Raw genomic sequence first — 21,961 nt, forward strand, 5'->3', positions numbered from 1 at the left:
CAACCTATGACATCCGACGACAGTAATAGCAGCCAGCCGGGCACCGCCAGACCGGCAAAAATCCGCAAGGCCGCCTGCGGTATTCGTTACGATGAAGACGAATTACAGGAAGGTATCGACTTTTCATCGGCCGTTCACCTGAAACCCGATGACGATGAGGCCAAGCAAGCTCCGGCAACACCGCCAGCGAAGAGTAAGTCAGCCCCCAAAAAAAATCGGTAGCTGGATCGTTACCTGCAAGCCGCCATCCGGCCGATTGTGTGCCGCGATGGTGCCATCGTGCGCACCAATAATGTCCCGGGCGATAGCCAGGCCAAGACCCCAGCCTGTCCCGCCCCGGGACTTGTCCGCACGGAAGAACGGCTCAAACAAATGTGGCAACAGGTCATCCGGCGCACCCGGGCCATCATCCGCAATGGCCACCTCGATACGTCCCTGCACTACCACCAAAGACACGTTGATAGACTTACCCGGTGGCGTGTGGTCAAGAGCGTTCTGCAACACGTTATCAAAGGCGCGCTGCAACAGCCCGGCATCGCCCAGCACTGACACCGCCTTGGTGTCATCACTTGCGATCAATGTACAGTCTACGCCCTGATGCTCGGCATAATCGGCCGCATCCCCCAGCACCCGGTTGATCATCGCCAGCGGCTTGACCGGTTCTCGCTCGATAGAGCCGCCGCTCTCCGAGACCCTATACAGGGTGAGAATCTGACCGGTCATGGTTTCCAGCCGTTCATTCTGGCGCAAAATGCTGTCCATCAGGGCGACATCCGCACCGGCATCGCTGGCCAGCTCGATCGCCACTCGTTGTCGTGCCAGAGGCGTTCTCAAATCGTGGGAAATGTCCCGTAACAGGTGGTTTTGGCGGTCCAGCAGCTGGCACAGGCGATCCGTCATGGCGTTGAAAGCGGTGGCCAACTGCCCCACTTCGTCACGACGACCGGCAATCCGATTGGTCACCCGCAATCTGGTATCGCCCTCTGCAATGGCGCGGGCAGTCCCCTCCATATTACGAAGCGGCCCGGACACCAGCCGGGCAATCCACCAACAGGCCAATGAAATCAGGATAAACGCCAACCCGAGCTCGACAAATCGGAAAAACCGGGGGTCCAGCCAACCGTCGCCCCCCATTCGGGGCCAGGCCACCAGCTGGTAGCCTTCATTCAGATCAATCACCGCCGGTTTGTTCGGGTACCAGCCGGACTGAATGCGTTCGCGAATGTTATGAGGCAGGCGATGCTCGCCCTGCTCTTTTTCAATCAGCATCAGGTGCAGTTCAAGCCGCTCACCCTCAGCTCGCAGGAACCGCCACACATCGCCCCGGCCTCGCTGTTCGCGCAGGGTCACCGCTTCACGGGCCAGCTCATGCAAGCCGACTTGGCGCTCGATGACCTGCCGTTCACGGTCCAGCAGAAAACGCGTAGCCAGGTTGCTGGCAATCACCGTCACCGCCATGGCCAGCCAGATCGACAAAAAGATGCGCCAGAACAGAGGGAACGTAAAACGCTTCATACTGCGGGCACCCGGTAGCTGTAACCCAGCCCTCGTATAGTTTCAATTCTGGGCGGATCATCATTGCCCAGTTTTTTGCGCAGGTTACTGATGTGCATATCCAGAGTGCGGTCGTAGGCTTCAAGCCTTCGGCCCAGCGCCCATTGCATCAAGTCGGTTTTACGAACGACACTGCCGGCGTGAGCCAGCAGCACCTGAAGCACCTCGTACTCGGTTGCAGTAAGTTCAAGGGGCACATTATTCTGATAGATTCGCCGTTGGCCCGGTTCAACCTGAAGGTCACCATAGGCGCGACTGCCTTCTACATCGGTTTTCTGATCCCAGGCAATCCGGCGCAACAACGCCTGCAGGCGAGCAACCAGTTCGCGGGGGTTACAGGGCTTGGGAATGTAATCGTCGGCCCCCACTTCAAAGCCGACAATCCGGTCGGTTTCATCACCGCGGGCAGTCAGCAGAATCACCGGCAGGTGTGTCTGGCTCCTGAGCTCTCGCAGTACATCCAGGCCGTTAATATCGGGCAGCATGATATCCAGAACCACGATGTCGCAATCCTGCCCCAATGCCAGCGCCAGACCATCCTGGCCATTGGCGGCTTCGCGCACGGTAAATCCCTGGTTGGTCAGGTACCTGGCCAGCAGCTCCCTCAACTCGTCATCGTCCTCAACCAACAGTACCCGGTTCTGCATAGTGTTCTCTCGTTCGTTGCCCGACGACAGTCTAACATGGCCAGTAACCCGTCCTGAGCCCGCGATTTTTTTCTTTACCGAACCTTTACAACACCCTGACACCATCTGACGCTGCCCGGGCTTACCATGGCAATCATCGAACAATGCCTGACAAGCAATACAACCCCATGAGGTAAAAACCATGAAAGCAAAAGCATCTCTGTTAACCGCCGGCGTATTGATGGCGTCTCTGCTTGCCGCAAGCCCGGCCGTCCTGGCGGACCATCACGGCAAGAAGCACCACGCCAGCAAAGCGGACAGGCAGGAACTGTGTGAGAACATGCGTGAAGGTAAGGGCCACTATTACAGCGAAGAGCGCCGTGCCGAGATGGAGAAGCATCGCGCAGATATGGCAGCCCGCCTGCAACTGAACGAAGACCAACGTGAAATCTGGAAAGAAATTCACCAGGAGCGCCAGCAAAAGCACGAGGAGCGCATGGGTAAGTGGCAGCAGAAGATGGAAAAGCGTTGCGCTGACATGAGGGAGTGATCACAAGCCGGGTTCTGTCGTATGGTATGAGGACCGTTAACTGAGCCTTCATACCATCATGGCAGAACCTGTTTCACCCAAGATCACCGTGGAAACCTGCGCCAGCATTGCCACGATACCTCAACAGGAGTGGCAACGGCTGGCCGGGTGCAACCACCCGTTTGTGCGCTATGAGTTTCTCCAGGCATTGGAGACCTCCGGCTGTACCGCTCCGAAAACCGGCTGGACGCCCAGCCATCTGGTTTTCCGCCTGAACGGCGATATCTGTGGTGTCGCACCTGCCTACCTGAAAAGCCACTCCATGGGCGAATATGTGTTCGACTGGAGCTGGGCCGATGCCTATCAACGTTATGGCCAACCCTATTATCCAAAATTGTTGATTGCTGTGCCGTTTACGCCCTCCCAGGGACCCAGGCTGCTGCTGACGGCCGAGCTGCGAGCGCTATTAACCCCGCAGCGGCTTGACGACCTGCTAACCAACCTGACCGAACAGCTTGGCGGCCATTCCTGGCACTTATTGTTTCCCGATCAGGCGGACCAGGCACTGCTGCATCATGAACAGGAACTGCACCGCATCGGCTGTCAGTTTCACTGGCACAATCGGGATTACCAGGACTTTGACGACTTTCTGGGGGTACTGACCTCCCGTAAGCGCAAATCCATTCGCAAAGAGCGCCGGCAGATATCCGACCAGGGCATCCGATTTCGCCACTTTCATGGCCGGGACATTTCAGACCAGGTACTGTCGGCATTCTACGTGTTCTACCAGGCCACTTACCTGAAGCGGGGCCGGCCGCCCTACCTGAACCAACCTTTTTTCGAACAATTACGTGAAACCTTGCCGGAACACCTGCATCTGATCATGGCCATACGCGAGGGCGAGATGATAGCCGGCGCCCTGTTCCTGGCGGGGGAAACCACGCTGTATGGCCGCTATTGGGGGTGTCTTGAAGAGTACAACCACCTGCATTTTGAAACCTGTTACTACCAGGGCATTGAACTTGCGCTAACCTTGGGGCTCCAACACTTCGACGCCGGCGCCCAGGGAGAGCACAAGCTGGTGCGCGGATTCGAGCCCATGCTGACCCACTCCTGGCACGGCATTCTGCATCCCGGATTCCGACAGGCTGTCGAAAGCTTCACGCATGAGGAGGCGAGCCATGTGATAAGTTACTTTGACGACGCGCAATCGGCCCTGCCATTCCGACAGCAGGAGCAGGATTAACTTCTATAATGTAACACCAGGAAAGGAAGTCGACGGAGGTCGAACGCCATGGACACAGGCCAGCTTTGGAATCTTTTGGCACTGGATAATCTGCCGCTATTGCTCGCGGCGGCCGCGTTGCTGTTTGCTCTGATTGCCATCCTGCTCAGTATGGGTGCCCGCAGCCGCCACCAGGAACAAATCGTGACCCTGCGGGAGCGTGCCGACTGGCTCTGCCGGGAAGTGGACGATGTCCGGGTGGTGCAGTTTAACCGCGCCAGCGAACCAGGAACGCCTACTCAAGGCTCTTCTGCACTGGACGAAGCCCGCTACCGGGCCGAAAAAGATGCTTACGACAAGATCTGGCCCCAGGTATGGCACCTGTACGAACGCCTGGGCATGTTCCTGAGGGCTGTCGAGGCGGGTGAAGCTGCCGGAGAGTTGCGACTGGACGCCCGGCATGCGGCTCTGGAAGCCCGCAGCTTGTTGAACCGGAATCGCCCTTTCTGCAGTGAAGTCATAGAGGGTTTGACCACCCGACTGATCGACACCGAAATCAAGGCGCACCTGGCCGCCTGCCAGCACCTCGACCTGCTTAAGGACGTCTCTAATGACTCTTCCAGCCACGACCGACGAGTGCTTCAAGACAAATGCCATAGCCTGCACGAGGGCGACGCCCGGGATTTGATCAATCAGCTGGCCTCATCCATCCGCCAGCGGACCATACGAATCTCGTGAAGGTCAGTGGCGAAGACAAATCATTTGCGACTGCCGGCCTTTTGGGCGTCGCCGCTGGCCATCAACTGTCTGCGATCCGGAACCCTATCTTTAGCGCCACCTGATAATGACCCACTTGGCCGTCTGCGATGTGGCCGCGGGTTTCCGTTACTTCAAACCATTCCATATTGCGGATGCTCTTGCGACACTCGGCAAGGGCGTTCTCAATGGCGTCTTCAATGCTCTTGGTGGAAGAGCCAACAATTTCCACTTTCTTGTAAACGTGATGATCAGACATAACCGAACCCCCGTAAAAGTGATTCCTGCTATGTCTGAGCCTAGAAGACAAACCTTGCCCCGGCAATAAACGGTCTGGAGTTGTGGAGCTGTTGGCGTTACGCCATACCAAACCCATTTTTGCTGACTCAGGTGACTGATAGACGGCCAGGGAGTGGGTGAGCCTCCCCAGCCTGCATCGGCATTTCCGTCAGAGTTTAGCGAACTCCAGATAACGACTGGCCGCCTGTTTCTTTTCATCCTGGCTGTTCAGCAGATGCAGACGAAGCCTGTCGATGATGTTGAAATAGTCGTCCATCGGTGATTTCTTTTTGATGTGCCCCTGCGATGCGTCAATGAACTCCTGCTGCTTTTTGCGGATTTCATTCATTTTCTCCAGGGCATTCTGCATGGCTTCGATTTTTGCATTGACCGGGCCATTGCCATCCGCGTTGCCGTTAACATTGTCGCCATGCACGCCGAGCGAAGTCATCGCCGCGGTTGCCTGCCAGGACAACGACAACTTGGTAGCTCCCGCCTGCAATCCCGGCTGGGGTAAAACGCTATTTTGCTGCGTGACGCGCAGCTGGTTGCTGTCCATCGCCGATACCTGGCGGGTGTTGTACTGCAACAGAGAAATCTGACTGGATAGAATCATAGTGTTCGCGCCTCGGCTAACCTTAACGGTTATCGGCAACAACCCGCAAAACTTGAGCGTTTTTTGACCAAGCATAATCAAATAATTAGCCGAGATAGCGCACCAGGGCGGCGGCCATCAAGCCAATGGCAATAGCGGGTAGCGGCTTGCGGATCGCCAGCATCGCCACACCGGTGGCAACCAGTGCAGCTAGCGCACCCAGGTCGCCAGACACCGCCATGGGCACGATGATGGCAATCAGCACTGAACTGGCCATGGTGTTGATGAAGCTCTCGATCCGGGGGCTGATGCGCAGGAACGACATGATGAACACGCCACCAAAGCGGGTCACCAATGTAGTCAGGGTCATAATGGCTATCAGCCCGAGCACGCCCAGCGTTGTGGTTTCAATGGCCATGATCATCGCCCTCCACCGCAGCCTGCTTGTCTCGAGTGCCAGGCTCCAGCCAGAACAACCCGATCACGCCACCGGCGAGCGCGCCGACCACCACGTGCATGTTCGGTGGCAACCACTTCCAGGCCGCCAGGGAGGCGGCCCCGGCAACAAACCAGGCCACCAGTACCCTGGGTGATTTCTTGCCACCCAGGGCCATGGCAAACAGAAAGCAGCCCAGCACCATATCCAGGCCGAATGCCTTGGGATTCTGCAACAGGCCACCGAAGTACACGCCCAGTGCTGTACCCAGAATCCAGGCCAGCCAGAGCACCAGACCACCACCCAGAATTACCTCCAGATTGCGCCGACCACTCTGGTACTCCTGGGCTGACACCGCCCAGTTGGCATCCGTCAGCAGCAACAGCAACCCATAACGACGCCCGGGCGAGACATCTTTCAGCATAGGATAGAGCGACGCGCCCATCAGCAGATGACGGGAATTAATGGCAAACACCACCGCCATCATCGGCAATACAGACACTTCCGTGCCCCACATGTCGACCGCCGCAAACTGGGACGCTCCGGCAAATACTGTGGTGCTCATCAGAAGGGCTTCCAGTGGCGACAAGCCTTTCTGGATGGCCGCCAAACCAAAGGCAGCACCAAACGCCACCACAAACAGCGAGATCGGGAGCAAACGGAAAAACTCGGCGCGCACTTTCCGCGCTTGAAACTGATATGGATAACTATTCATCCACAGAAACTATGCTGGAACACACCAAACGCGAATAAGTAATAACCGTGACCAGATATTTTTTTTGCTTGAGCCTCAGCTGGTTACATGAATTGATCATCTATACGGCGATTTCTGAAGCCTTCCGGCATTGACGTTCACGTAAACTTAATCTAGCTTGTTTTTTGTCCAGCCTCACAAGGGCTTCCCGACCAATCCTTCGGGACGGACAACTGAAATCGACACGCCGACCAAAAATCGGAACGACAAAAACAAGACGAACCTACCGCCGAGATCCGGCCAGGTGGGAGAGGATTTAACATGTCTGATCTTTCACGCACCCCAAAGGGACTGCGTCCCGTCAGCCTTGACGACGTATGGAATAAAGACTCTGGCTCCGTCTACATGAATGGCAGCCAGGCCCTTGCAAGACTCCCGCTGTTACAAGCCCAACTCGACCAGTCTAATGGAGTGAATACCGCCGGTTTCATCTCTGGCTATCGAGGTTCTCCCCTGGGTGGATTCGACAAAGTGCTTTGGAAGGCCCGTGACCACCTCAACAAACGCCACATCCACTTCCTGCCGGGCGTAAACGAAGACCTGGGAGCCACCGCCGTCTGGGGCAGCCAGCAGGTGAATATTTTTGAAGGCGCAAAATACGACGGTGTGTTTGCACTCTGGTACGGCAAAGGGCCGGGCGTTGATCGCACCGGCGACGTGTTCAAGCATGCCAACGCTGCCGGCACCTCCCCGTTGGGCGGCGTGCTTGCAGTAGCCGGCGATGACCATGCCTGCAAATCCTCTACCCTGCCCCACCAGAGCGACTACGCGTTTCTCGACGCCGGCATGCCGGTACTGAGCCCGGCGGGCATTCAGGACATTCTGGATATGGGCCTTTACGGCTGGGCCATGTCCCGCTTCAGCGGCTGCTGGGTAGGCTTCAAGGCACTGGCAGAAAACATGGATTCGTCCATTTCCGCCAACCTCGACCTCAGCCGCATCAACATACGCATTCCCCGGGATTTCCAGATGCCCGAAGGTGGTCTGAATTCCCGCTGGCCGGACAAGCCCATGGCGCAGGAAGAGCGCCTGCACCGCTACAAGCTCGAGGCTGCCAAAGCCTTCTGCCGCGCCAATCGCCTCGACCACACGGTGCTTTCCACCAGTCAGCCAAAATTCGGCATTGTCACCACTGGCAAGGCTTATCTGGACGTGGTTCAGGCCCTTGCCGATCTTGGGCTCGGTGAGGACGAACGCGACGCCATCGGCCTGACTGTGTACAAGGTAGCCATGCCCTGGCCGCTGGAGCCGGAAGGCATTTTCGAATTCGCCACAGGCCTGGAAGAAATCCTGGTAGTAGAAGAAAAGCGCGGTCTGATTGAAGATCAGCTCAAAACCCAGCTCTACAGCTGGCAGGATGGGAAGCGACCCAACGTGATCGGCAAACGGGACGATCACGGCAACGATCTGCTGCCGACCATTGCCGAACTGACCCCCGCCATGGTGGCCCGGGCCATCGCGTCGCGCCTCGACGGTCGCTATTGCAACGACACGCTGCAAAAACGCCTGACCTTCCTCGCCGAAAAAGAAAACAGCCTGGCCAATCCACGGGAGCGCCTGGAGCGCACGCCGCACTTCTGCTCCGGCTGCCCGCACAATACCTCCACGCAGGTGCCGGAAGGCAGTCGCGCCCTTGGCGGCATTGGTTGTCATTACATGGCCACCTGGATGGAACGGGGTACCGATACCTTTACCCAAATGGGTGGCGAAGGGGTGACCTGGCTGGGCCAGGCGCCGTTCACCCATCAGCAGCATGTATTCCAGAATCTCGGCGACGGCACCTACTTCCATTCCGGCGTGCTGGCCATTCGTGCTGCCATCGCCTCCGGCGCCAACATCACCTACAAGATTCTTTACAACGACGCGGTCGCGATGACCGGCGGCCAGCCGGTGGACGGCACACTTAGCGTTCAGCAAATCAGCCACCAACTTTACGGCGAAGGCGTTCGCCGCATTGCGGTGATCAGCGACGACGTCGACAAATACCCCTCACGGGCGGATTTTGCCGACCGCACCACCTTTCACGACCGCAACGACCTGGACACAGTGCAACGGGAATTGCGGGACATCGAGGGCTGCTCGGTGATCATCTATGATCAGACCTGCGCCGCCGAGAAACGCCGCCGGCGCAAACGGGGCACCATGGCCGACCCGGACCAGCGGGTAATGATTCATGCCGACGTGTGCGAAGGCTGCGGAGACTGCGGCATCCAGTCCAACTGCCTGTCAATTCTGCCGAAAGAAACCGACGCCGGCCGCAAGCGCACCATCGATCAATCCTCCTGCAACAAGGATTTTTCCTGCGTGCGGGGTTTCTGCCCCAGCTTTGTGACCGTTAAAGGCGGCAAATTGAAGAAACCTGCTGGCGTGAGCGCCAAGGTGAATTTCCCGGCTCTACCCGACCCCACTCCCGTGGCCGGAAACGACCCTTACGGCATTCTGCTCACGGGCGTGGGCGGCACCGGTGTGGTGACAGTGAGTGCGCTACTGGGAATGGCCGCGCACCTTGAAGGCAAAGGTGTATCGGTGCTGGATCAGACTGGCCTGGCACAAAAGTTTGGCGCCGTAGTGAGCCATATCCGCATCAGCGACCGCCAGGAGAAGATCCACGCCGTGCGCATACCCGCCGGTGAAGCAGACCTGATGCTGGCGTTCGATCTGATGGTGGCCGCCACCGACGATGCTCTGGCGAAACTGGATACGCGTTTCTCCCGTGCGGTCGTCAACGCTGAATCCGCTCTGCCCGCGGCGTTCACCCGGAACCCGGACATCCAGTTCCCAGGTGAATCCATGGAGCAGAGTGTGCGGGAAGCCTGCCGCGCCGACGGCAGTTGGTTCCTGAACGCCGGTGGTCTGGCCAAAGCACTGATGGGCGACGGCATGGCAGTGAACCTCTTTACCGTGGGCTTTGCCTATCAGCAGGGCCTGCTGCCACTGAGCGCAGAATCCATCGAGCGCGCCATCGAACTGAACAACGCGGCCATCGAAAAAAACAAACAGGCTTTCCTCTGGGGCCGCCGGGCCGCCCATAACCTGGATAGGGTCAAGGCGCTGGCGTTCCCGAAACCGAAAGAGCCCGGCGCAAAAACCGTTCAGGTGATGGAAACCATCGATCAGCTGATCGAACGCAACATGTCTCACCTGAGCGAGTACCAGAACGCTGCACTAGCCAGACGGTACGAAAAACGGGTGCGCACTGCCGAGGCAACGATTGCCGCCAAACGGGGCCGCGACCCGATGCTGCTCCGGGCCATTGCCGAGAACTACGCCAAAGTGCTGGCTTACAAAGACGAATACGAAGTAGCCCGACTGTTCAGCAACGGCAGCCTGCGCAAGCAGCTTGAGGAAGAATTCGAGGGCGAGATAGAGCTGGAGTTCAATCTGGCACCGCCGCTGCTGAGCAGGGGCAAGAAAGGGGAGCGTCCGAGAAAGCTCAAGTTCGGCCCCTGGATGGAAACCGTGTTCGCATTGCTGGCAAAGGCGCGAGCACTGAGGGGCACGCCGCTGGATCCATTCGGGTACACCTCCGATCGACGGCTGGAGCGCAGAATCGTCCGTGAGTACGAGGAGGATATAACTTTCCTGCTCAACCATCTGAGCGAGCACCACGCAGATGCCGCCCGCAACCTCGCCACCCTGCCCGCGAAGATCCGGGGCTACGGCCCGGTGAAAGAGCAGGCCTACCAGGCAACTCGCAGGGAACGCAGCCAGCTGCGCGCCGAGCTCAACCCGAATGCCCGGGAACATCAACAGATTGCAAGTGCTGCAGTCTGATTCAGCAACAGGTCAGCCGGCGGTCAACCACCCCGGCCACCCACTCCATAAAGCAGCCACCGCAGGCCCCACAAGGGTAGCGGCGGCATGAACGAGAGGCCAAGCGCCATGAACGTATTTAGCCATCATGAGTTCGACAACCACGAACACCTGTCCTTTATCCGCGACCCGGAAACCGGACTGAAAGCCATTGTGGCCATCCACAACACTTCCCGCGGCCCAGCCCTCGGGGGCTGTCGGATGTTCCCCTACGCGACGGACGAAGAGGCCCTGCGCGACGTGCTGCGACTGTCCCGGGGCATGACTTACAAGTCCGCCCTGGCCAATCTGGATCTGGGCGGTGGTAAATCGGTCATCATTGGCGACCCCCGCCACCATAAAACAGAGGCGCTTATGCAGGCCATGGGCCGGGGCCTGGAGCGCCTGGGCGGCCACTACATTGCTGCCGAGGACTCCGGTACCAGCGTGGCCGACCTCAAGGTGATGGGGCGCTGCACGCAGCACGTAGCCGGCATCGCCGCCCGCACCGGCTTTGACGGCAAACCCAGCAATGGCGACCCCTCGCCGGCCACGGCGTACGGCACCTTTATTGGCCTGCAGGCCGCGGTGAAACACAAACTGGGGCGAAACGACCTCACCGGACTGAAAGTCGCCATTCAGGGCATTGGCAACGTCGGCTTCCGACTGGCGCAGCATTTGAAGGAGGCGGGGGCCGAGTTGTGGGTATACGACATCCACCAAGACAACATGCAGCGGGCGGTGGAGCAATTGGGCGCGAAGCCGGCAACCGCCGACGACATCCTGTTTTTGCCGGTAGACGTGGTCGCGCCCTGCGCCATGGGTGCGGTGCTGAACGATGACAGCATTCCACAGATCAACGCCTCCATCATTGCCGGCGCTGCCAACAACTTGCTGGCCCGCCCGGAGCATGACGCCATGCTGCAAGGCCGGGGCATTCTCTACGCTCCGGACTTTGCCATCAACGCCGGTGGCATTATTGATGTCTTCTACGAGCGCACCCGCGCCACGCCAGCAACGGTACGCGCCCATGTGGACGCCATCGGGGATACCCTGACCGAAATTTTCAACCGTTCCGCTCGTTCGGGGCACCCCACCGGGGCCATCGCCAACGAACTGGCAGAGGAACGGTTCCAAAAGCATACCGCGGGTGCCGGGCTGGCGCCTGAGCGGTTGGCTTGCACCGGGTAACCTGACACCGGTGCATTCTCTTGGGAGTTACGGGCTTCTGTAGCTCCCTTTTTTAGTCCCTGACAACAACAAATACCGCAGGAGATCGACATGTCTGTCACCTCATCAGGTTCGGCCACCCAGTCCGGAGCGCTCGAAGGTTCCAACGCCAAACGCGGCCTCTGGTCTTCGCGTCTCGCATTTGTCCTGGCCGCCACCGGCTCTGCCGTCGGCCTGGGCAATATCTGGAAATTCCCCTATGTAACGGGAGAGAACGGCGGCGGCGCTTTCGTTCTGGTGTATCTGCTATGCATCGCCATCGTCGGCATTCCCATCATGATGGCCGAAGTTATGATTGGCCGACGCGGCGGCCACAGCCCGGTCAACAGCCTGCGACTCATTACCGAGCGCGACGGGCTGAAGCCCGCCTGGAAACTGGTGGGCGCCATCGGTGTCCTGGCAGGCTTTCTGATTCTCTCGTTTTATTCCGTGATTGGCGGCTGGGCCATCAGCTACGTTGGCACCACTGCCAGCGGCCAGCTCGCGGGCCAGTCCGCCGATGCCGTAGGCGCCATTTTTTCCGGGCTTCTGAGCAACCCGACAACGCTGTTAGCCTGGCATACCCTGTTCATGGGGCTGGTCATGCTGGTCGTTGCACGCGGCGTACGCTCCGGCCTGGAGCGAGCCGTTAGCATACTGATGCCAGCCCTGTTCCTGTTGCTGCTGATCGTTGTGGGTTACGCCATGACCACCGGACACTTCGGCCAGGCTGTCGCTTTTTTGTTCCAGCCTGACTTCACGAAACTGACCACTTCCGGTGTACTCGTGGCCCTGGGGCACGCGTTCTTCACCCTGAGCCTGGGTATGGCGGTGATGATGGCTTATGGCTCCTACCTGCCCAAAAACATCTCCATCGCCAAAACCTCGATCACCGTCTCGGTCATCGATACCGGCGTGGCTCTTCTGGCCGGCCTGGCGATTTTCCCGATCGTGTTCGCCAATGGGCTTGAGCCTAGCGCGGGGCCCGGCCTGATCTTCCAGACCCTGCCACTGGCTTTCGGCCAGATGCCAATGGGCACCTTGTTCGGGACCCTTTTCTTCGTGCTGCTTATTTTCGCTGCATGGACGTCGGGGATTTCCCTGCTGGAGCCAATTGTCGAATGGCTGGAAGAGCAGAAAGGCATGAACCGTGCCGTCAGTACCCTGGCGGCCGGCATCGTTTGCTGGACACTTGGTATCGCCTCTATCCTGTCTCTGAATCTCTGGGCCGACTTCGCCCCTCTGGGCTTCATACCGATGCTGGAAGGCAAGACCATCTTCGATCTTCTGGACTTCTTTACGGCCAACATCCTACTGCCTCTGGGCGGCTTGCTGGTTGCCTTGTTTGCAGGTTGGGTCATGTCCCGGCAAGCCATGGAAAACGAACTGTCGCTGTCGCCCGCGATGTTCAATCTATGGTTCGTTACCATCCGCTTCATTGCTCCGATCGCAGTGGCCGTGGTTTTTATCTATAACTTGCTGTAGCCCCACCAAGAGGGGTGGCACCCGCCGCCCCTCTTTCCGCTCCGGAACCGCACTTTTTCGCTCCATCACACATCGTTAAGCAACTGTGACCATATTCTGTCCCTTTATAACCGACCGAATAGGAAGGTAGTTCCGTAAAATCGATCTTGTAGAACAATGAATCACAGAGGGCATAACCATGTCAGCAGTAACTGCTTCGTTTCCCGTACGCCGTCAGAACTTCGGTTTTGAAGACGTGCCCCGGCACTGGGTCGACAGTGACCCCTTTATGACACACCTGTTTAATGCCCTGTCGGCGCTGTTTCCGGACGGTGAACGTTTTTTTGTGGACAGTGTTCGCGCAGTGCGCGATCAGATTAACGATCCCCAACTGCAGAAAGACATCGGCGCGTTCATCGGCCAGGAGGCCATGCACGCAAAAGAGCACGGTCACTTCAATGACGGCGCGATTAACCAGGGTTTTGACATCAAGAAACTGGAACGCTGGACCCGAGGTTTTCTGTCAGCAAAGGATCTGCCCCTGCTCAACAATAAGCGCGTTCACCTGGCGGCCACCGTCGCCCTCGAACACTTTACCGGCATTCTGTCGGCCCAGTTGCTCAAGCGCGAAGACCTGATCAACGCCATTGATCCTTCTATGCGCACGTTGTGGGCATGGCACTGCGTTGAAGAGAACGAACACAAGGCCGTGGCCTTCGACACATACGAAACGCTCTACGACAAGACCGTGGCGGACTATGCCATTCGCATGGGCACCATGGCACTGATCACCGCCCTGATCATGGTCGCCATACACTCTTTTATCGTGGAGCTGATGCGCGAAGACAAGCAATTGCTGAACCTGCGGTCCTGGGCGAAAGGCCTGAACCGGGTGTGGGGTCCGAAGGGTCTTTTCACGGCGATCATTCCGGAATACGTGGACTACTTCAAGCCGGACTTTCACCCCTGGCAGCACGATACCGAATTCCTGCTTCACAAGTGGCGCAAGCAACTAGGCTTTTCCTGAAGCCTTGCTCTGAAGCCAATCAATCAAGACCGCTCCGGCGAGGCCCTCACGGGTCTCGCCAGTGGCCACTCCCTCCGAATGATCAGCCAGGCTTGCGGGCCACGTACACGGTGTTGAACGACTCTTTGTTCTGGAACGGATTGAAGAAGCTTACAATGTGGCAGTCAACATCGGTGAATACATCCCGCAAAACGGCCATAAATTCGTCGTCTTCGCCTTCGTTCGACCACATGGCAAACACGCCCAGTGGCTTGAGCTGCCGCGCCATCAGGCTGAGTTTGTGAGCGGTGTAGAAGCTGGCGCTGGAATCGTGCAGTAAGGCCCGGGGCGAGTGGTCGATATCGAGCAGGATAGCGTCGAACTGCTTGCCCGGTGCACCGGGGTCAAAGCCACCGGTTTCCGGGTCGGCAATGGCGAGATCGAAGAAACTGCCCTGGACGTAGCGGTTACGAGGATCGGCATTGAGGTCTTTGCCCAGTGGCACAAGCTCTTGCTGGTGCCAGCCGATCACTGGCTGCAAGTACTCCACCACAAGCAGTTCGCTCACGCGCTGGTGTTTGAGGGCTGCAACGGCAGTGTAACCCAAGCCCAAGCCGCCAACGACGACGCTCAGGTTGTCGCCTTCGGTTTCACCCAGTCCGATGTCGGAGAGCGCCACTTCGGCATCCACGAACATGCTGGACATAAGAAATTCCTCGCCCAGCTTCACTTCGTAAATATCCCGCTCACCCAGCGCCGGAATCCGCCGGCGGCGCAAGGTAATCTCCCCGATCACCGAGGGCTGGCTGTCAATTTGCTCGAAAAGCAGTCCCATTTACACTCTACTCCCCGGTGGGCTGTGAATTCTTGATACAGCCTGCAAGGATCTGCCTCATCTTCTCGGCACCAAGCTCGTTCATTAAAGCGATGTTGCGATCCGGGATTCCATCCACATCCGGATGGCTATCAATCGCAGCTTCCAGACTCGCTTCCCGCAACAAATGCAGCATAGGGTACGGCGAACGATTGGTGTAGTTCTCCGCCGCACCCGGCTCGGTCTCGGCGAACTGGTAGTCCGGGTGAAAACTGGCGACCTGGTAAATCCCTTCCAGCTCCAGATACGCCACCAGGCCTTCGGCGGTGTCCAGGAACTCGTTGTAGGCATCAAAATCCTGCAAAACACCCGGATGAATCAACAGGGTGGTCTCGATATCCGGCTCGTCCTCAAGCCGCTGCAGTTCGGCATGCAGGGCCTTCAGAAGATCGTCTTCGTTCTCCGCGTCCGTCATCACAAAGCGGACCCGGTCTCTGACCAGTTCCCGCTTCGCAAACGGGCACAGGTTGTAGCCAACCACAACGTCTTCCACCCATTTACGGGTGGCGTTAACAATTTGAGCTTCGCTCATCTTCATGTCCTTAATTCAGTCGAAGCCCACTCCACAGTCGAAGCGGGCGGCACCCAGCTTCGTACTCAGAAGTAACCCTGGCCCCGAAGGTAATCATCATAACTGCCGCTGAAGTCGGTAATGCCATCCGCCTTCAACTCAATGATCCGCGTCGCCAGAGAAGAAACAAACTCCCGATCGTGACTGACGAAAATCAGCGTGCCCGGATAGTTCTCCAGTGCCAGGTTCAGCGCCTCGATGGACTCCATGTCCAGGTGGTTGGTCGGCTCATCCATCAGCATCACGTTCGGGCGCTGCAGAATCAGTTTACCGAACAGCATGCGCCCCTGCTCACCACCCGAAATCACCCGCACCGATTTGCCGATATCATCCCCGGAGAACAACATCCGCCCCAGCGTGCCGCGCACCAGCTGCTCGCCGCCGGTAGTCCACTGCGCCATCCAGTCTGACAGAGTATCGTCGTCTGCAAAGTCAGCGGTATGATCCTGCGCGAAGTAGCCAACTTGCGCACTGTCGGTCCACTTTACTTCACCGCTATCCGGCTCGTAAGCGCCAGCCAGACACTGCAGCAGAGTGGTTTTACCAATACCGTTCGGGCCGATGATCGCCACCCGCTCGCCGGCTTCAACCTGCAGATTCAGATTCTCGAACAACGGCTTCTCATCAAAGCCCTTGCTCATGTTTTTCAGGGTCACCGCTTGACGATGCAGCTTCTTGTCCTGCTCAAAGCGGATAAACGGGCTTATCCGGCTAGAGGGTTTCACTTCTTCCAGCTGGATTTTGTCGATCTGCTTGGCCCGGGAGGTCGCCTGCTTCGCCTTGGAAGCATTCGCGGAGAAGCGGCTGACAAATTGCTGCAGTTCGGAAATTTGGGCTTTCTTCTTGGCGTTGTCTGACAACATACGCTCGCGGGCCTGGGTGGCGGCGGTCATGTATTCGTCGTAGTTGCCCGGGAACAGGCGCAGCTCACCGTAATCCAGATCCGCCATGTGGGTGCACACGCTGTTCAGAAAATGGCGGTCGTGAGAGATGATGATCATGGTGCTGTTTCTAGCCACCAGAATGCTTTCCAGCCAGCGGATGGTGTTGATATCCAGGTGGTTGGTGGGCTCGTCCAGCAGCAGCACGTCCGGGTCTGAGAACAGCGCCTGAGCCAGCAGAACCCGCAGCTTCCAGCCCGGGGCCAGAGCGCTCATGGGGCCGTTGTGCTGGTCCAGGGGAATATCCAGGCCTAGCAGCAGTTCACCGGCGCGGGATTCGGCGGTGTAGCCATCCATTTCGGCAAACTCCACTTCCAGGTCCGCTACCGCCATGCCGTCTTCTTCGCTCATTTCAGGCAGGGAATAGATGCGGTCCCGCTCTTTTTTCACGTGCCACAGGTCTTCATGACCCATGATCACGGTATCGATCACGGTACAATCTTCGAAGGCAAACTGATCCTGGCGCAATTTACCAAGACGGACGTTCGGATCGAGCATGACCTGGCCGGCAGAGGGCTCGAGGTCGCCGCCCAAGATTTTCATCAAGGTGGATTTACCGCAACCGTTCGCCCCGATCAGGCCGTAACGGTTACCGTTGCCAAATTTGGCAGATACGTTTTCAAACAGGGGCTTGGCCCCGAATTGCATGGTGATATTGGCGGTAGAAATCAAGAAAAGAACCTATCAGCGTGAGGGCCGGCGCCGAGCCGGCTAGAGAAAGCCGGCATTGTACAGGTTTACCCGCAGGACTGTGAGGCCGCAGAAACACGGATAAAAAGCGCTTGCCTCTGGCCGGCTGTGCGGGCAGCATTCAGGGTCTGACGGTTTCGTCCGTAAACCTCTCCATCCAACAACAGGATATTGATCATGGCACAAGCAACCGCACGCCACATTCTGGTAGACAGCGAAGCGAAATGTGAAGAACTGAAAAAAGCCATCGAAGGTGGCCAGGATTTCGCCGAAGTGGCCAAGCAACACTCCTCCTGCCCGTCCGGCCGTAACGGCGGCGACCTGGGCTCTTTCGGCCCCGGCCAGATGGTTCCCGAGTTCGACAAGGTAGTCTTCAGCGGCGACCTGAACACTGTGATCGGGCCGGTCAAGACCCAGTTCGGCTACCACCTGCTGGAAGTGACTTCTCGCAGCTGAGGAAAGCCCGCCGTCTGCAGGGCCAGAACCTGCAGACGGCATGGTCATCTAGAGTTCCCCGCCAGTCACCCCGATCACATTAGGTCTTCCTTCAGCAGTTAAACTGCCCGCTTCTGGACCTTGAACAAAAAAGCATAGCCGACCGGCACAAATACCAGGGTAAGCACCACAGACAGACCCAGACCAGCCATGATCGCAATCGCCATGGGCGCCCAGAACGGCCCGGACAATGCCAGCGGCAAGAGGCCCAATACCGTCGTCAGCGTGGTCAGAACAATAGGCCGGACTCTACTGATCGCAGCAGCCACCAACGCCTTGTAATGATCTTGCTGCCTTTGTTGCTCAAGCTCTATCTGCTCGATCATAACCACAGCATTCCGGATGATCATCCCGGACAGGCTCATCGTCCCCAAAAGCGCCATAAAACCAAAGGGCTGATTGAACGCCAGTAAGCCTGCGGTTACCCCAATCACCCCCAGCGGCACGGTCATCATGACCAACAGGGTTTTCCGGTAGCTGTTGAACTGGAACATCAGGACCAGAATCATCAAACCCAGCACCACCGGCACCGGCGCCAGCACACCTGCTCTGGCTTCAGCGGCCTGAGCCACTTCACCATCCCAATAGGTACGGTAACCCGCCGGCAGCTCAAAGCCGGCCATGGCATCGTCAATGCGACCCTGAACGTTCGCGGCGGTTTGGTCGGGATGCAAGTCTGCCTGCAGGGTAACGGCTCGCTCACGATCGTGGCGCCAGATCATACCTGGACCCCACCCAAGACTGACCGTCGCCATTTGCGCCAGAGGCACCGGTGCTCCACCTTCATCCGGCCATACAACCATGGTTCCAATGCGAGAGGGATCTGCCCGTTCACTTAACGGGAATCGCCAAATAATCGGGATACGTTTGTCATCCTCGTGGTATACGCCAATTGCTTGTCCAGCGAACGCGGTATTCAAAGCCTCATTGATAGCCGTTGATGAAACACCGCTGCGCCGAGCCCGGTCCTGATCCACTTCAATGGTAATTCGTGGTCGCGCTTGCCGCCAATCATCCCGCAAATCGGCCACACCCGGCGTTGCAGCCATGATTGCACCCAGTTCCGAAGCAAGGTCTCGAAGCTTCTGCTGATCAGGCCCGGTTACCCTCAACTGCAAGGGGAAACGAACCGGCTCTCCCAGCTGCATGGCGCGCACTCTTGGCTGGGCGTCAGGAAACGCAGATCGTAGCTGTTCTGCAACGGCCTGCATGGTGTCATCCAGCCGGTCTACTGAATCCAGGTTCACCAGAATCTGACCAAATGCCGGGTTCGCCGGCTCCGGAATCATAGGCAGATAGAACCGAGGGGCTCCTTCACCAATAAACGACGTTATGTTGCTGATGCCCGGTTGTTCGAGCAAAAAGGTCTCGATCTCTGACATATCGTTCGCGGTCTGCTCTATCCGGCTTCCCTCCGGCAACCAATAATCAACCAAAAACTGCGCTCGCTGGGCCGGCGGAAAAAATATCTGAGGAATCAGAGTAAACGCCAGCATGGCCGCCAGAAATGCCCCACCAATAACCGTCAGCGTAATCGCTCTGTAAGCCAGAACCCGGTGATACGTTCGCTCGCAAAACTCATAGAAGCGCGCCTGAACACCGTCGCTATCGCCCGAGTCTGCGCCGGCTTTCAAATAGCGGTGGGCCAGCAGAGGAGTGAACGTCATCGCCAGAACCCATGAGATCAACAAACTGGCCGCCACCACCCAGAAAAGTGATCGAGTAAATTCACCGGTCGTTGTTTGTGTCAATACAATCGGAGAAAACGCCAGTATTGCGATCAATGTTGCCGACAACAGGGGCCAAAAGGTTTCAGCTACCGACTGGGTAATGGCCTCGAGCCGGTCGACTCCCTGACGCATCCGGGTCTGAATCAGCTCAGAAACAACAATCGCGTTATCAACCAGCATGCCCAGAACAATCACCAGCGCGCCCAGTGAGACCCGGTGCAGATCGATGTTCATCAAAAACATGCATAAAAACGTTGCCATGATTGTCAGGGGTACACCGACACTGACAATCAATCCGGTCCGGAACCCCAGGGACAGCATCAAAACCCCGATTACGATCAACACGGCGGTCACCAGGCTGGTGACGAACTCGCCAATGGCCTGCTCTACCTGGTCCGCCTGGAGTGCAATGGCGCCGACCTCTACGCCCACCGGTAACCGGTCATTCAACTGGCCCAAGGTAGCCTGAATGCGCTCATTCAAGTCAACGATATTGGCGCCGGTAACAGGAACAACACCCAGTGAAAGTGCTGCCTCGCCATTAAACCGCAACATGGCTTCGGGCGGCTCTGCGTAACCACGGTGCACCTCGGCAAAATCAGACACCCGGATCAACTGACCGGATACCGGGCTGCGAATCGCCAACTCAGCCAGCTCTTCTACCGACAGCAATACGCCCGTTGCGTAGATACCCAGCCGTCGAGGCCCCAGATCCACCATGCCACCGGGTGCGACCACGTTTTGCCGCTGCAGTGCGGCAACCACCAGGTTCGGCGTTAATCCCAGCTCGGCAATTTTTGCTCGACTGGTTTCGAGAAACACACGTTCACCCTGGTCCCCGAATATTTCAACTTTACCGACCTGGTCAACCCGGAGCAGTTCCTGCCTCAAAAAGTCAGTAATGTCTCTGAGCTCGGCATAGCTATAGCCGTCTCCGGTTACCGATAGCAGAGAGCTGTATACGTCACCGAACTCGTCATTAACAAGCGGGCCGCGAACCGTACCCGGCAGTTCAGCCGACGCCCGGAAGACCTTTTTACGGAGCTCATCCCATATCTGTCTGAGCTGCTCACCGCCGTATTGCTCACCAACATGCACATAGATGACAGATACACCTTCCCGGCTAAAAGACTCCAGTTCGTCCAGCTCACCAAGTTGCTGAATCTCCCGTTCGAGCACCTCCGTCACTTCCTGTTCGACCCGATGAGCATCGGCGCCGGGATACTGCGTAATAACCACGGCCGTGCGGATGGTAAACTCCGGATCCTCAAGCTGACCGAGCTTAAATAACGAGAAAAAGCCAATAAGGGCGACAACAAGCACCGTAAAGCCCAGAGCGCGGTGCTTTCGGATCGAGGCCTCTGCAATCACCCGGTTCATGAGCCCACCACTTCGCCGGTGTCGAGTTTACGCACCCGCTGGCCCTCCCGAAGGTGCTGAGCGCCAGCGGTAATCACTCTCATCCCGGTTTCAAGATCGCCTGTCACCCGAACCGCCTCGGGTTCCAAAGACTGCACTTCGACGACTCTGGATGATACTTCTCTGCTATCGGCATCCCATACCCATATCCGGCTCTCACCCTCTCGCTCAAACAGGGATGTTATCGGAACCAGAAAGCTGCCCTCCCAGGCGGTATTGGCTAGGCTGGCCTGGAACGATACCTCAGCAGTCATACCGGGCAGCAGCGCTCGGTCACTGTTTTCAATGGTCACTCTGACCGGGTAGGCCTGACTGTCAGGCGCAACATCCAGCCCGACGCTGCGCACACGAGCGGAGAAAGCAGAATCACTCAGGGCGGGGAAGAAAACATCGACATGATCCAACCGATTACGAAAGCGGATCAGGCTCTCGGGTACCGCAACGGTCACTTCAATTCTGGAGATGTCATCAATTACGAACTGCGGCTGTTGTGGGCTCGCCTGCTCGAACGGCTCCACCATCCGACGATTAACAACACCGGTGAAGGGTGCCGTCAAACGGGTGTCAGCCAGGGCCGCCCGAGCGGTTTCCAGGCCCTCAAGAGCAGCATCCCGCTGCCCTCTTGCACGACGAAAGCTGCCCTCAAGCCGATCAAATTCCGACTGGCTGATGACGCCCCGCTCGACCAGTTCCTCGGCACGACGGTAATTCTTTCCAGCTTCCTCCAGAGCGGCATTGGCAGAGGCCAATTGGGACTCCAGCTCCTGGACCTTAAGCCTGAAATCGCGCGCATCCAGTTCTGCCAGCAAATCGCCATCAACAACCTCATCGCCCACGTCAAAATACACCGCTTCAACCCTGCCCGGCACCCGGAAAGCCAACGCTGAGCGTTCTGCGGCTTCAGCCCGGCCACTGAATCGCCTGGCGGCGATGGAGGATGCTTCGGTCAGCACTGTCATTTTTGCCGGTCTGACGACATCCTCAGCCACGGGAGTGCCTTGATCACACCCAGACAC

Annotated in this window: 20 protein-coding genes; 9 read left to right on the forward strand and 11 right to left on the reverse strand. The window is 57.8% G+C overall.

The features are described 5' to 3' along the window. The first annotated feature begins 6 nt into the window (after positions 1-6). Complete coding sequence (locus tag C7H08_RS11295) at positions 7-222, forward strand: hypothetical protein (protein ID WP_106671873.1); 216 nt, start codon at positions 7-9, stop codon at positions 220-222. Here the strand turns inward: C7H08_RS11295 and C7H08_RS11300 are convergent. Both C7H08_RS11300 and C7H08_RS11305 read right to left on the reverse strand, forming a co-directional pair. Continuing rightward, positions 199-1,515, reverse strand: coding sequence for a sensor histidine kinase (locus tag C7H08_RS11300; protein ID WP_106671875.1), 1,317 nt, complete (start codon positions 1,513-1,515; stop codon positions 199-201). The genes C7H08_RS11295 and C7H08_RS11300 overlap by 24 nt on opposite strands. Next, positions 1,512-2,201: a response regulator transcription factor gene (locus tag C7H08_RS11305; RefSeq protein WP_106671876.1), complete on the reverse strand. Its 690-nt coding sequence runs from the start codon at positions 2,199-2,201 to the stop codon at positions 1,512-1,514. The genes C7H08_RS11300 and C7H08_RS11305 overlap by 4 nt, the downstream gene beginning before the upstream one ends. Before the next feature lie 181 nt (positions 2,202-2,382). On the opposite strand from C7H08_RS11305, the gene C7H08_RS11310 reads away from it, so the two are divergent. Genes C7H08_RS11310 through C7H08_RS11320 form a run of 3 tightly spaced genes read left to right on the forward strand, consistent with a single transcriptional unit; the run spans position 2,383 to position 4,672 of the window. Then, positions 2,383-2,730 carry a hypothetical protein gene (locus tag C7H08_RS11310; RefSeq protein WP_106671878.1) on the forward strand — a complete coding sequence of 116 codons (348 nt, stop codon included), beginning with the start codon at positions 2,383-2,385 and terminating at the stop codon, positions 2,728-2,730. 58 nt (positions 2,731-2,788) lie between these two features. Then, a complete protein-coding gene (locus C7H08_RS11315; protein ID WP_106671880.1) occupies positions 2,789-3,955 on the forward strand; it encodes a GNAT family N-acetyltransferase in 1,167 nt (388 codons plus the stop codon). A gap of 48 nt (positions 3,956-4,003) precedes the next feature. Further along, positions 4,004-4,672, forward strand: coding sequence for a hypothetical protein (locus C7H08_RS11320; RefSeq protein WP_106671882.1), 669 nt, complete (start codon positions 4,004-4,006; stop codon positions 4,670-4,672). A 61-nt stretch (positions 4,673-4,733) separates the two neighbouring features. Here C7H08_RS11320 and C7H08_RS11325 read toward each other — a convergent pair whose 3' ends face one another. From C7H08_RS11325 to C7H08_RS11340, 4 genes are all read right to left on the reverse strand, one after another. Further along, positions 4,734-4,949 carry a dodecin gene (locus C7H08_RS11325; RefSeq protein WP_106671884.1) on the reverse strand — a complete coding sequence of 72 codons (216 nt, stop codon included), beginning with the start codon at positions 4,947-4,949 and terminating at the stop codon, positions 4,734-4,736. 189 nt (positions 4,950-5,138) lie between these two features. After that, positions 5,139-5,528 (reverse strand): hypothetical protein, encoded by a 390-nt coding sequence (locus C7H08_RS11330; protein WP_188445160.1) that lies wholly within the window; start codon positions 5,526-5,528, stop codon positions 5,139-5,141. Between the two features lie 142 nt (positions 5,529-5,670). Then, positions 5,671-5,982 (reverse strand): AzlD family protein, encoded by a 312-nt coding sequence (locus C7H08_RS11335; RefSeq protein WP_106672101.1) that lies wholly within the window; start codon positions 5,980-5,982, stop codon positions 5,671-5,673. Further along, entirely contained in the window at positions 5,972-6,715 is a 744-nt protein-coding gene (locus tag C7H08_RS11340; protein WP_207768311.1) for an AzlC family ABC transporter permease, read from the reverse strand. Before C7H08_RS11340 ends, C7H08_RS11335 begins: the two co-directional genes overlap by 11 nt. 300 nt (positions 6,716-7,015) lie before the next feature. On the opposite strand from C7H08_RS11340, the gene C7H08_RS11345 reads away from it, so the two are divergent. From C7H08_RS11345 to C7H08_RS11360, 4 genes are all read left to right on the forward strand, one after another. Continuing rightward, positions 7,016-10,528, forward strand: coding sequence for an indolepyruvate ferredoxin oxidoreductase family protein (locus C7H08_RS11345; RefSeq protein ID WP_106671890.1), 3,513 nt, complete (start codon positions 7,016-7,018; stop codon positions 10,526-10,528). Positions 10,529-10,636: 108 nt separating this feature from the next. After that, a complete protein-coding gene (locus C7H08_RS11350) occupies positions 10,637-11,737 on the forward strand; it encodes a Glu/Leu/Phe/Val family dehydrogenase (RefSeq protein ID WP_106671892.1) in 1,101 nt (366 codons plus the stop codon). Between the two features lie 90 nt (positions 11,738-11,827). Continuing rightward, positions 11,828-13,240, forward strand: a complete 1,413-nt coding sequence (locus tag C7H08_RS11355; RefSeq protein WP_106671894.1) for a sodium-dependent transporter — start codon at positions 11,828-11,830, stop codon at positions 13,238-13,240. A 178-nt stretch (positions 13,241-13,418) separates the two neighbouring features. After that, positions 13,419-14,246, forward strand: coding sequence for a metal-dependent hydrolase (locus tag C7H08_RS11360; protein WP_106671896.1), 828 nt, complete (start codon positions 13,419-13,421; stop codon positions 14,244-14,246). A gap of 82 nt (positions 14,247-14,328) precedes the next feature. On the opposite strand, the gene C7H08_RS11365 is transcribed toward C7H08_RS11360, so the two are convergent. The 3 genes from C7H08_RS11365 to C7H08_RS11375 all read right to left on the reverse strand — a co-directional run bounded on the left by C7H08_RS11365 (position 14,329) and on the right by C7H08_RS11375 (position 17,283). After that, entirely contained in the window at positions 14,329-15,060 is a 732-nt protein-coding gene (locus C7H08_RS11365) for a polyamine aminopropyltransferase (protein WP_106671898.1), read from the reverse strand. Positions 15,061-15,067: 7 nt separating this feature from the next. Continuing rightward, entirely contained in the window at positions 15,068-15,631 is a 564-nt protein-coding gene (locus C7H08_RS11370; protein WP_106671899.1) for a DUF1415 domain-containing protein, read from the reverse strand. Positions 15,632-15,696: 65 nt separating this feature from the next. Beyond that, positions 15,697-17,283 (reverse strand): ABC-F family ATPase, encoded by a 1,587-nt coding sequence (locus tag C7H08_RS11375; protein ID WP_106671901.1) that lies wholly within the window; start codon positions 17,281-17,283, stop codon positions 15,697-15,699. A gap of 195 nt (positions 17,284-17,478) precedes the next feature. Between C7H08_RS11375 and C7H08_RS11380 the strand changes: the two genes are divergently transcribed. Next, positions 17,479-17,757 carry a peptidylprolyl isomerase gene (locus C7H08_RS11380; protein ID WP_106671903.1) on the forward strand — a complete coding sequence of 93 codons (279 nt, stop codon included), beginning with the start codon at positions 17,479-17,481 and terminating at the stop codon, positions 17,755-17,757. A gap of 98 nt (positions 17,758-17,855) precedes the next feature. Here the strand turns inward: C7H08_RS11380 and C7H08_RS11385 are convergent, their stop codons facing one another. Both C7H08_RS11385 and C7H08_RS11390 read right to left on the reverse strand, forming a co-directional pair. Beyond that, positions 17,856-20,906, reverse strand: coding sequence for an efflux RND transporter permease subunit (locus C7H08_RS11385; RefSeq protein WP_106671905.1), 3,051 nt, complete (start codon positions 20,904-20,906; stop codon positions 17,856-17,858). Then, on the reverse strand, positions 20,903-21,934 hold the full coding sequence (locus tag C7H08_RS11390) for an efflux RND transporter periplasmic adaptor subunit (RefSeq protein ID WP_188445162.1): 1,032 nt from the start codon (positions 21,932-21,934) through the stop codon (positions 20,903-20,905). The genes C7H08_RS11385 and C7H08_RS11390 overlap by 4 nt, the downstream gene beginning before the upstream one ends. Positions 21,935-21,961: the final 27 nt, after the last annotated feature.

It is taken from the genome of Marinobacter halophilus, from assembly GCF_003007685.1.
GTDB classification, from domain to species: Bacteria; Pseudomonadota; Gammaproteobacteria; order Pseudomonadales; family Oleiphilaceae; genus Marinobacter; species Marinobacter halophilus.

What these genes read in the sequence shown, in the direction of transcription:
- C7H08_RS11315 (WP_106671880.1), top strand. Translation starts at nt 2,789, where the DNA reads ATGGCAGAACCTGTTTCACCCAAGATCACCGTGGAAACCTGCGCCAGC.
- C7H08_RS11370 (WP_106671899.1), bottom strand. Translation starts at nt 15,631, where the DNA reads ATGAGCGAAGCTCAAATTGTTAACGCCACCCGTAAATGGGTGGAAGAC.
- C7H08_RS11300 (WP_106671875.1), bottom strand. Translation starts at nt 1,515, where the DNA reads ATGAAGCGTTTTACGTTCCCTCTGTTCTGGCGCATCTTTTTGTCGATC.
- C7H08_RS11320 (WP_106671882.1), top strand. Translation starts at nt 4,004, where the DNA reads ATGGACACAGGCCAGCTTTGGAATCTTTTGGCACTGGATAATCTGCCG.
- C7H08_RS11330 (WP_188445160.1), bottom strand. Translation starts at nt 5,528, where the DNA reads ATGGACAGCAACCAGCTGCGCGTCACGCAGCAAAATAGCGTTTTACCC.
- C7H08_RS11365 (WP_106671898.1), bottom strand. Translation starts at nt 15,060, where the DNA reads ATGGGACTGCTTTTCGAGCAAATTGACAGCCAGCCCTCGGTGATCGGG.
- C7H08_RS11325 (WP_106671884.1), bottom strand. Translation starts at nt 4,949, where the DNA reads ATGTCTGATCATCACGTTTACAAGAAAGTGGAAATTGTTGGCTCTTCC.
- C7H08_RS11345 (WP_106671890.1), top strand. Translation starts at nt 7,016, where the DNA reads ATGTCTGATCTTTCACGCACCCCAAAGGGACTGCGTCCCGTCAGCCTT.
- C7H08_RS11335 (WP_106672101.1), bottom strand. Translation starts at nt 5,982, where the DNA reads ATGGCCATTGAAACCACAACGCTGGGCGTGCTCGGGCTGATAGCCATT.
- C7H08_RS11380 (WP_106671903.1), top strand. Translation starts at nt 17,479, where the DNA reads ATGGCACAAGCAACCGCACGCCACATTCTGGTAGACAGCGAAGCGAAA.
- C7H08_RS11385 (WP_106671905.1), bottom strand. Translation starts at nt 20,906, where the DNA reads ATGAACCGGGTGATTGCAGAGGCCTCGATCCGAAAGCACCGCGCTCTG.
- C7H08_RS11360 (WP_106671896.1), top strand. Translation starts at nt 13,419, where the DNA reads ATGTCAGCAGTAACTGCTTCGTTTCCCGTACGCCGTCAGAACTTCGGT.
- C7H08_RS11340 (WP_207768311.1), bottom strand. Translation starts at nt 6,715, where the DNA reads ATGAATAGTTATCCATATCAGTTTCAAGCGCGGAAAGTGCGCGCCGAG.
- C7H08_RS11350 (WP_106671892.1), top strand. Translation starts at nt 10,637, where the DNA reads ATGAACGTATTTAGCCATCATGAGTTCGACAACCACGAACACCTGTCC.
- C7H08_RS11305 (WP_106671876.1), bottom strand. Translation starts at nt 2,201, where the DNA reads ATGCAGAACCGGGTACTGTTGGTTGAGGACGATGACGAGTTGAGGGAG.
- C7H08_RS11355 (WP_106671894.1), top strand. Translation starts at nt 11,828, where the DNA reads ATGTCTGTCACCTCATCAGGTTCGGCCACCCAGTCCGGAGCGCTCGAA.
- C7H08_RS11310 (WP_106671878.1), top strand. Translation starts at nt 2,383, where the DNA reads ATGAAAGCAAAAGCATCTCTGTTAACCGCCGGCGTATTGATGGCGTCT.
- C7H08_RS11295 (WP_106671873.1), top strand. Translation starts at nt 7, where the DNA reads ATGACATCCGACGACAGTAATAGCAGCCAGCCGGGCACCGCCAGACCG.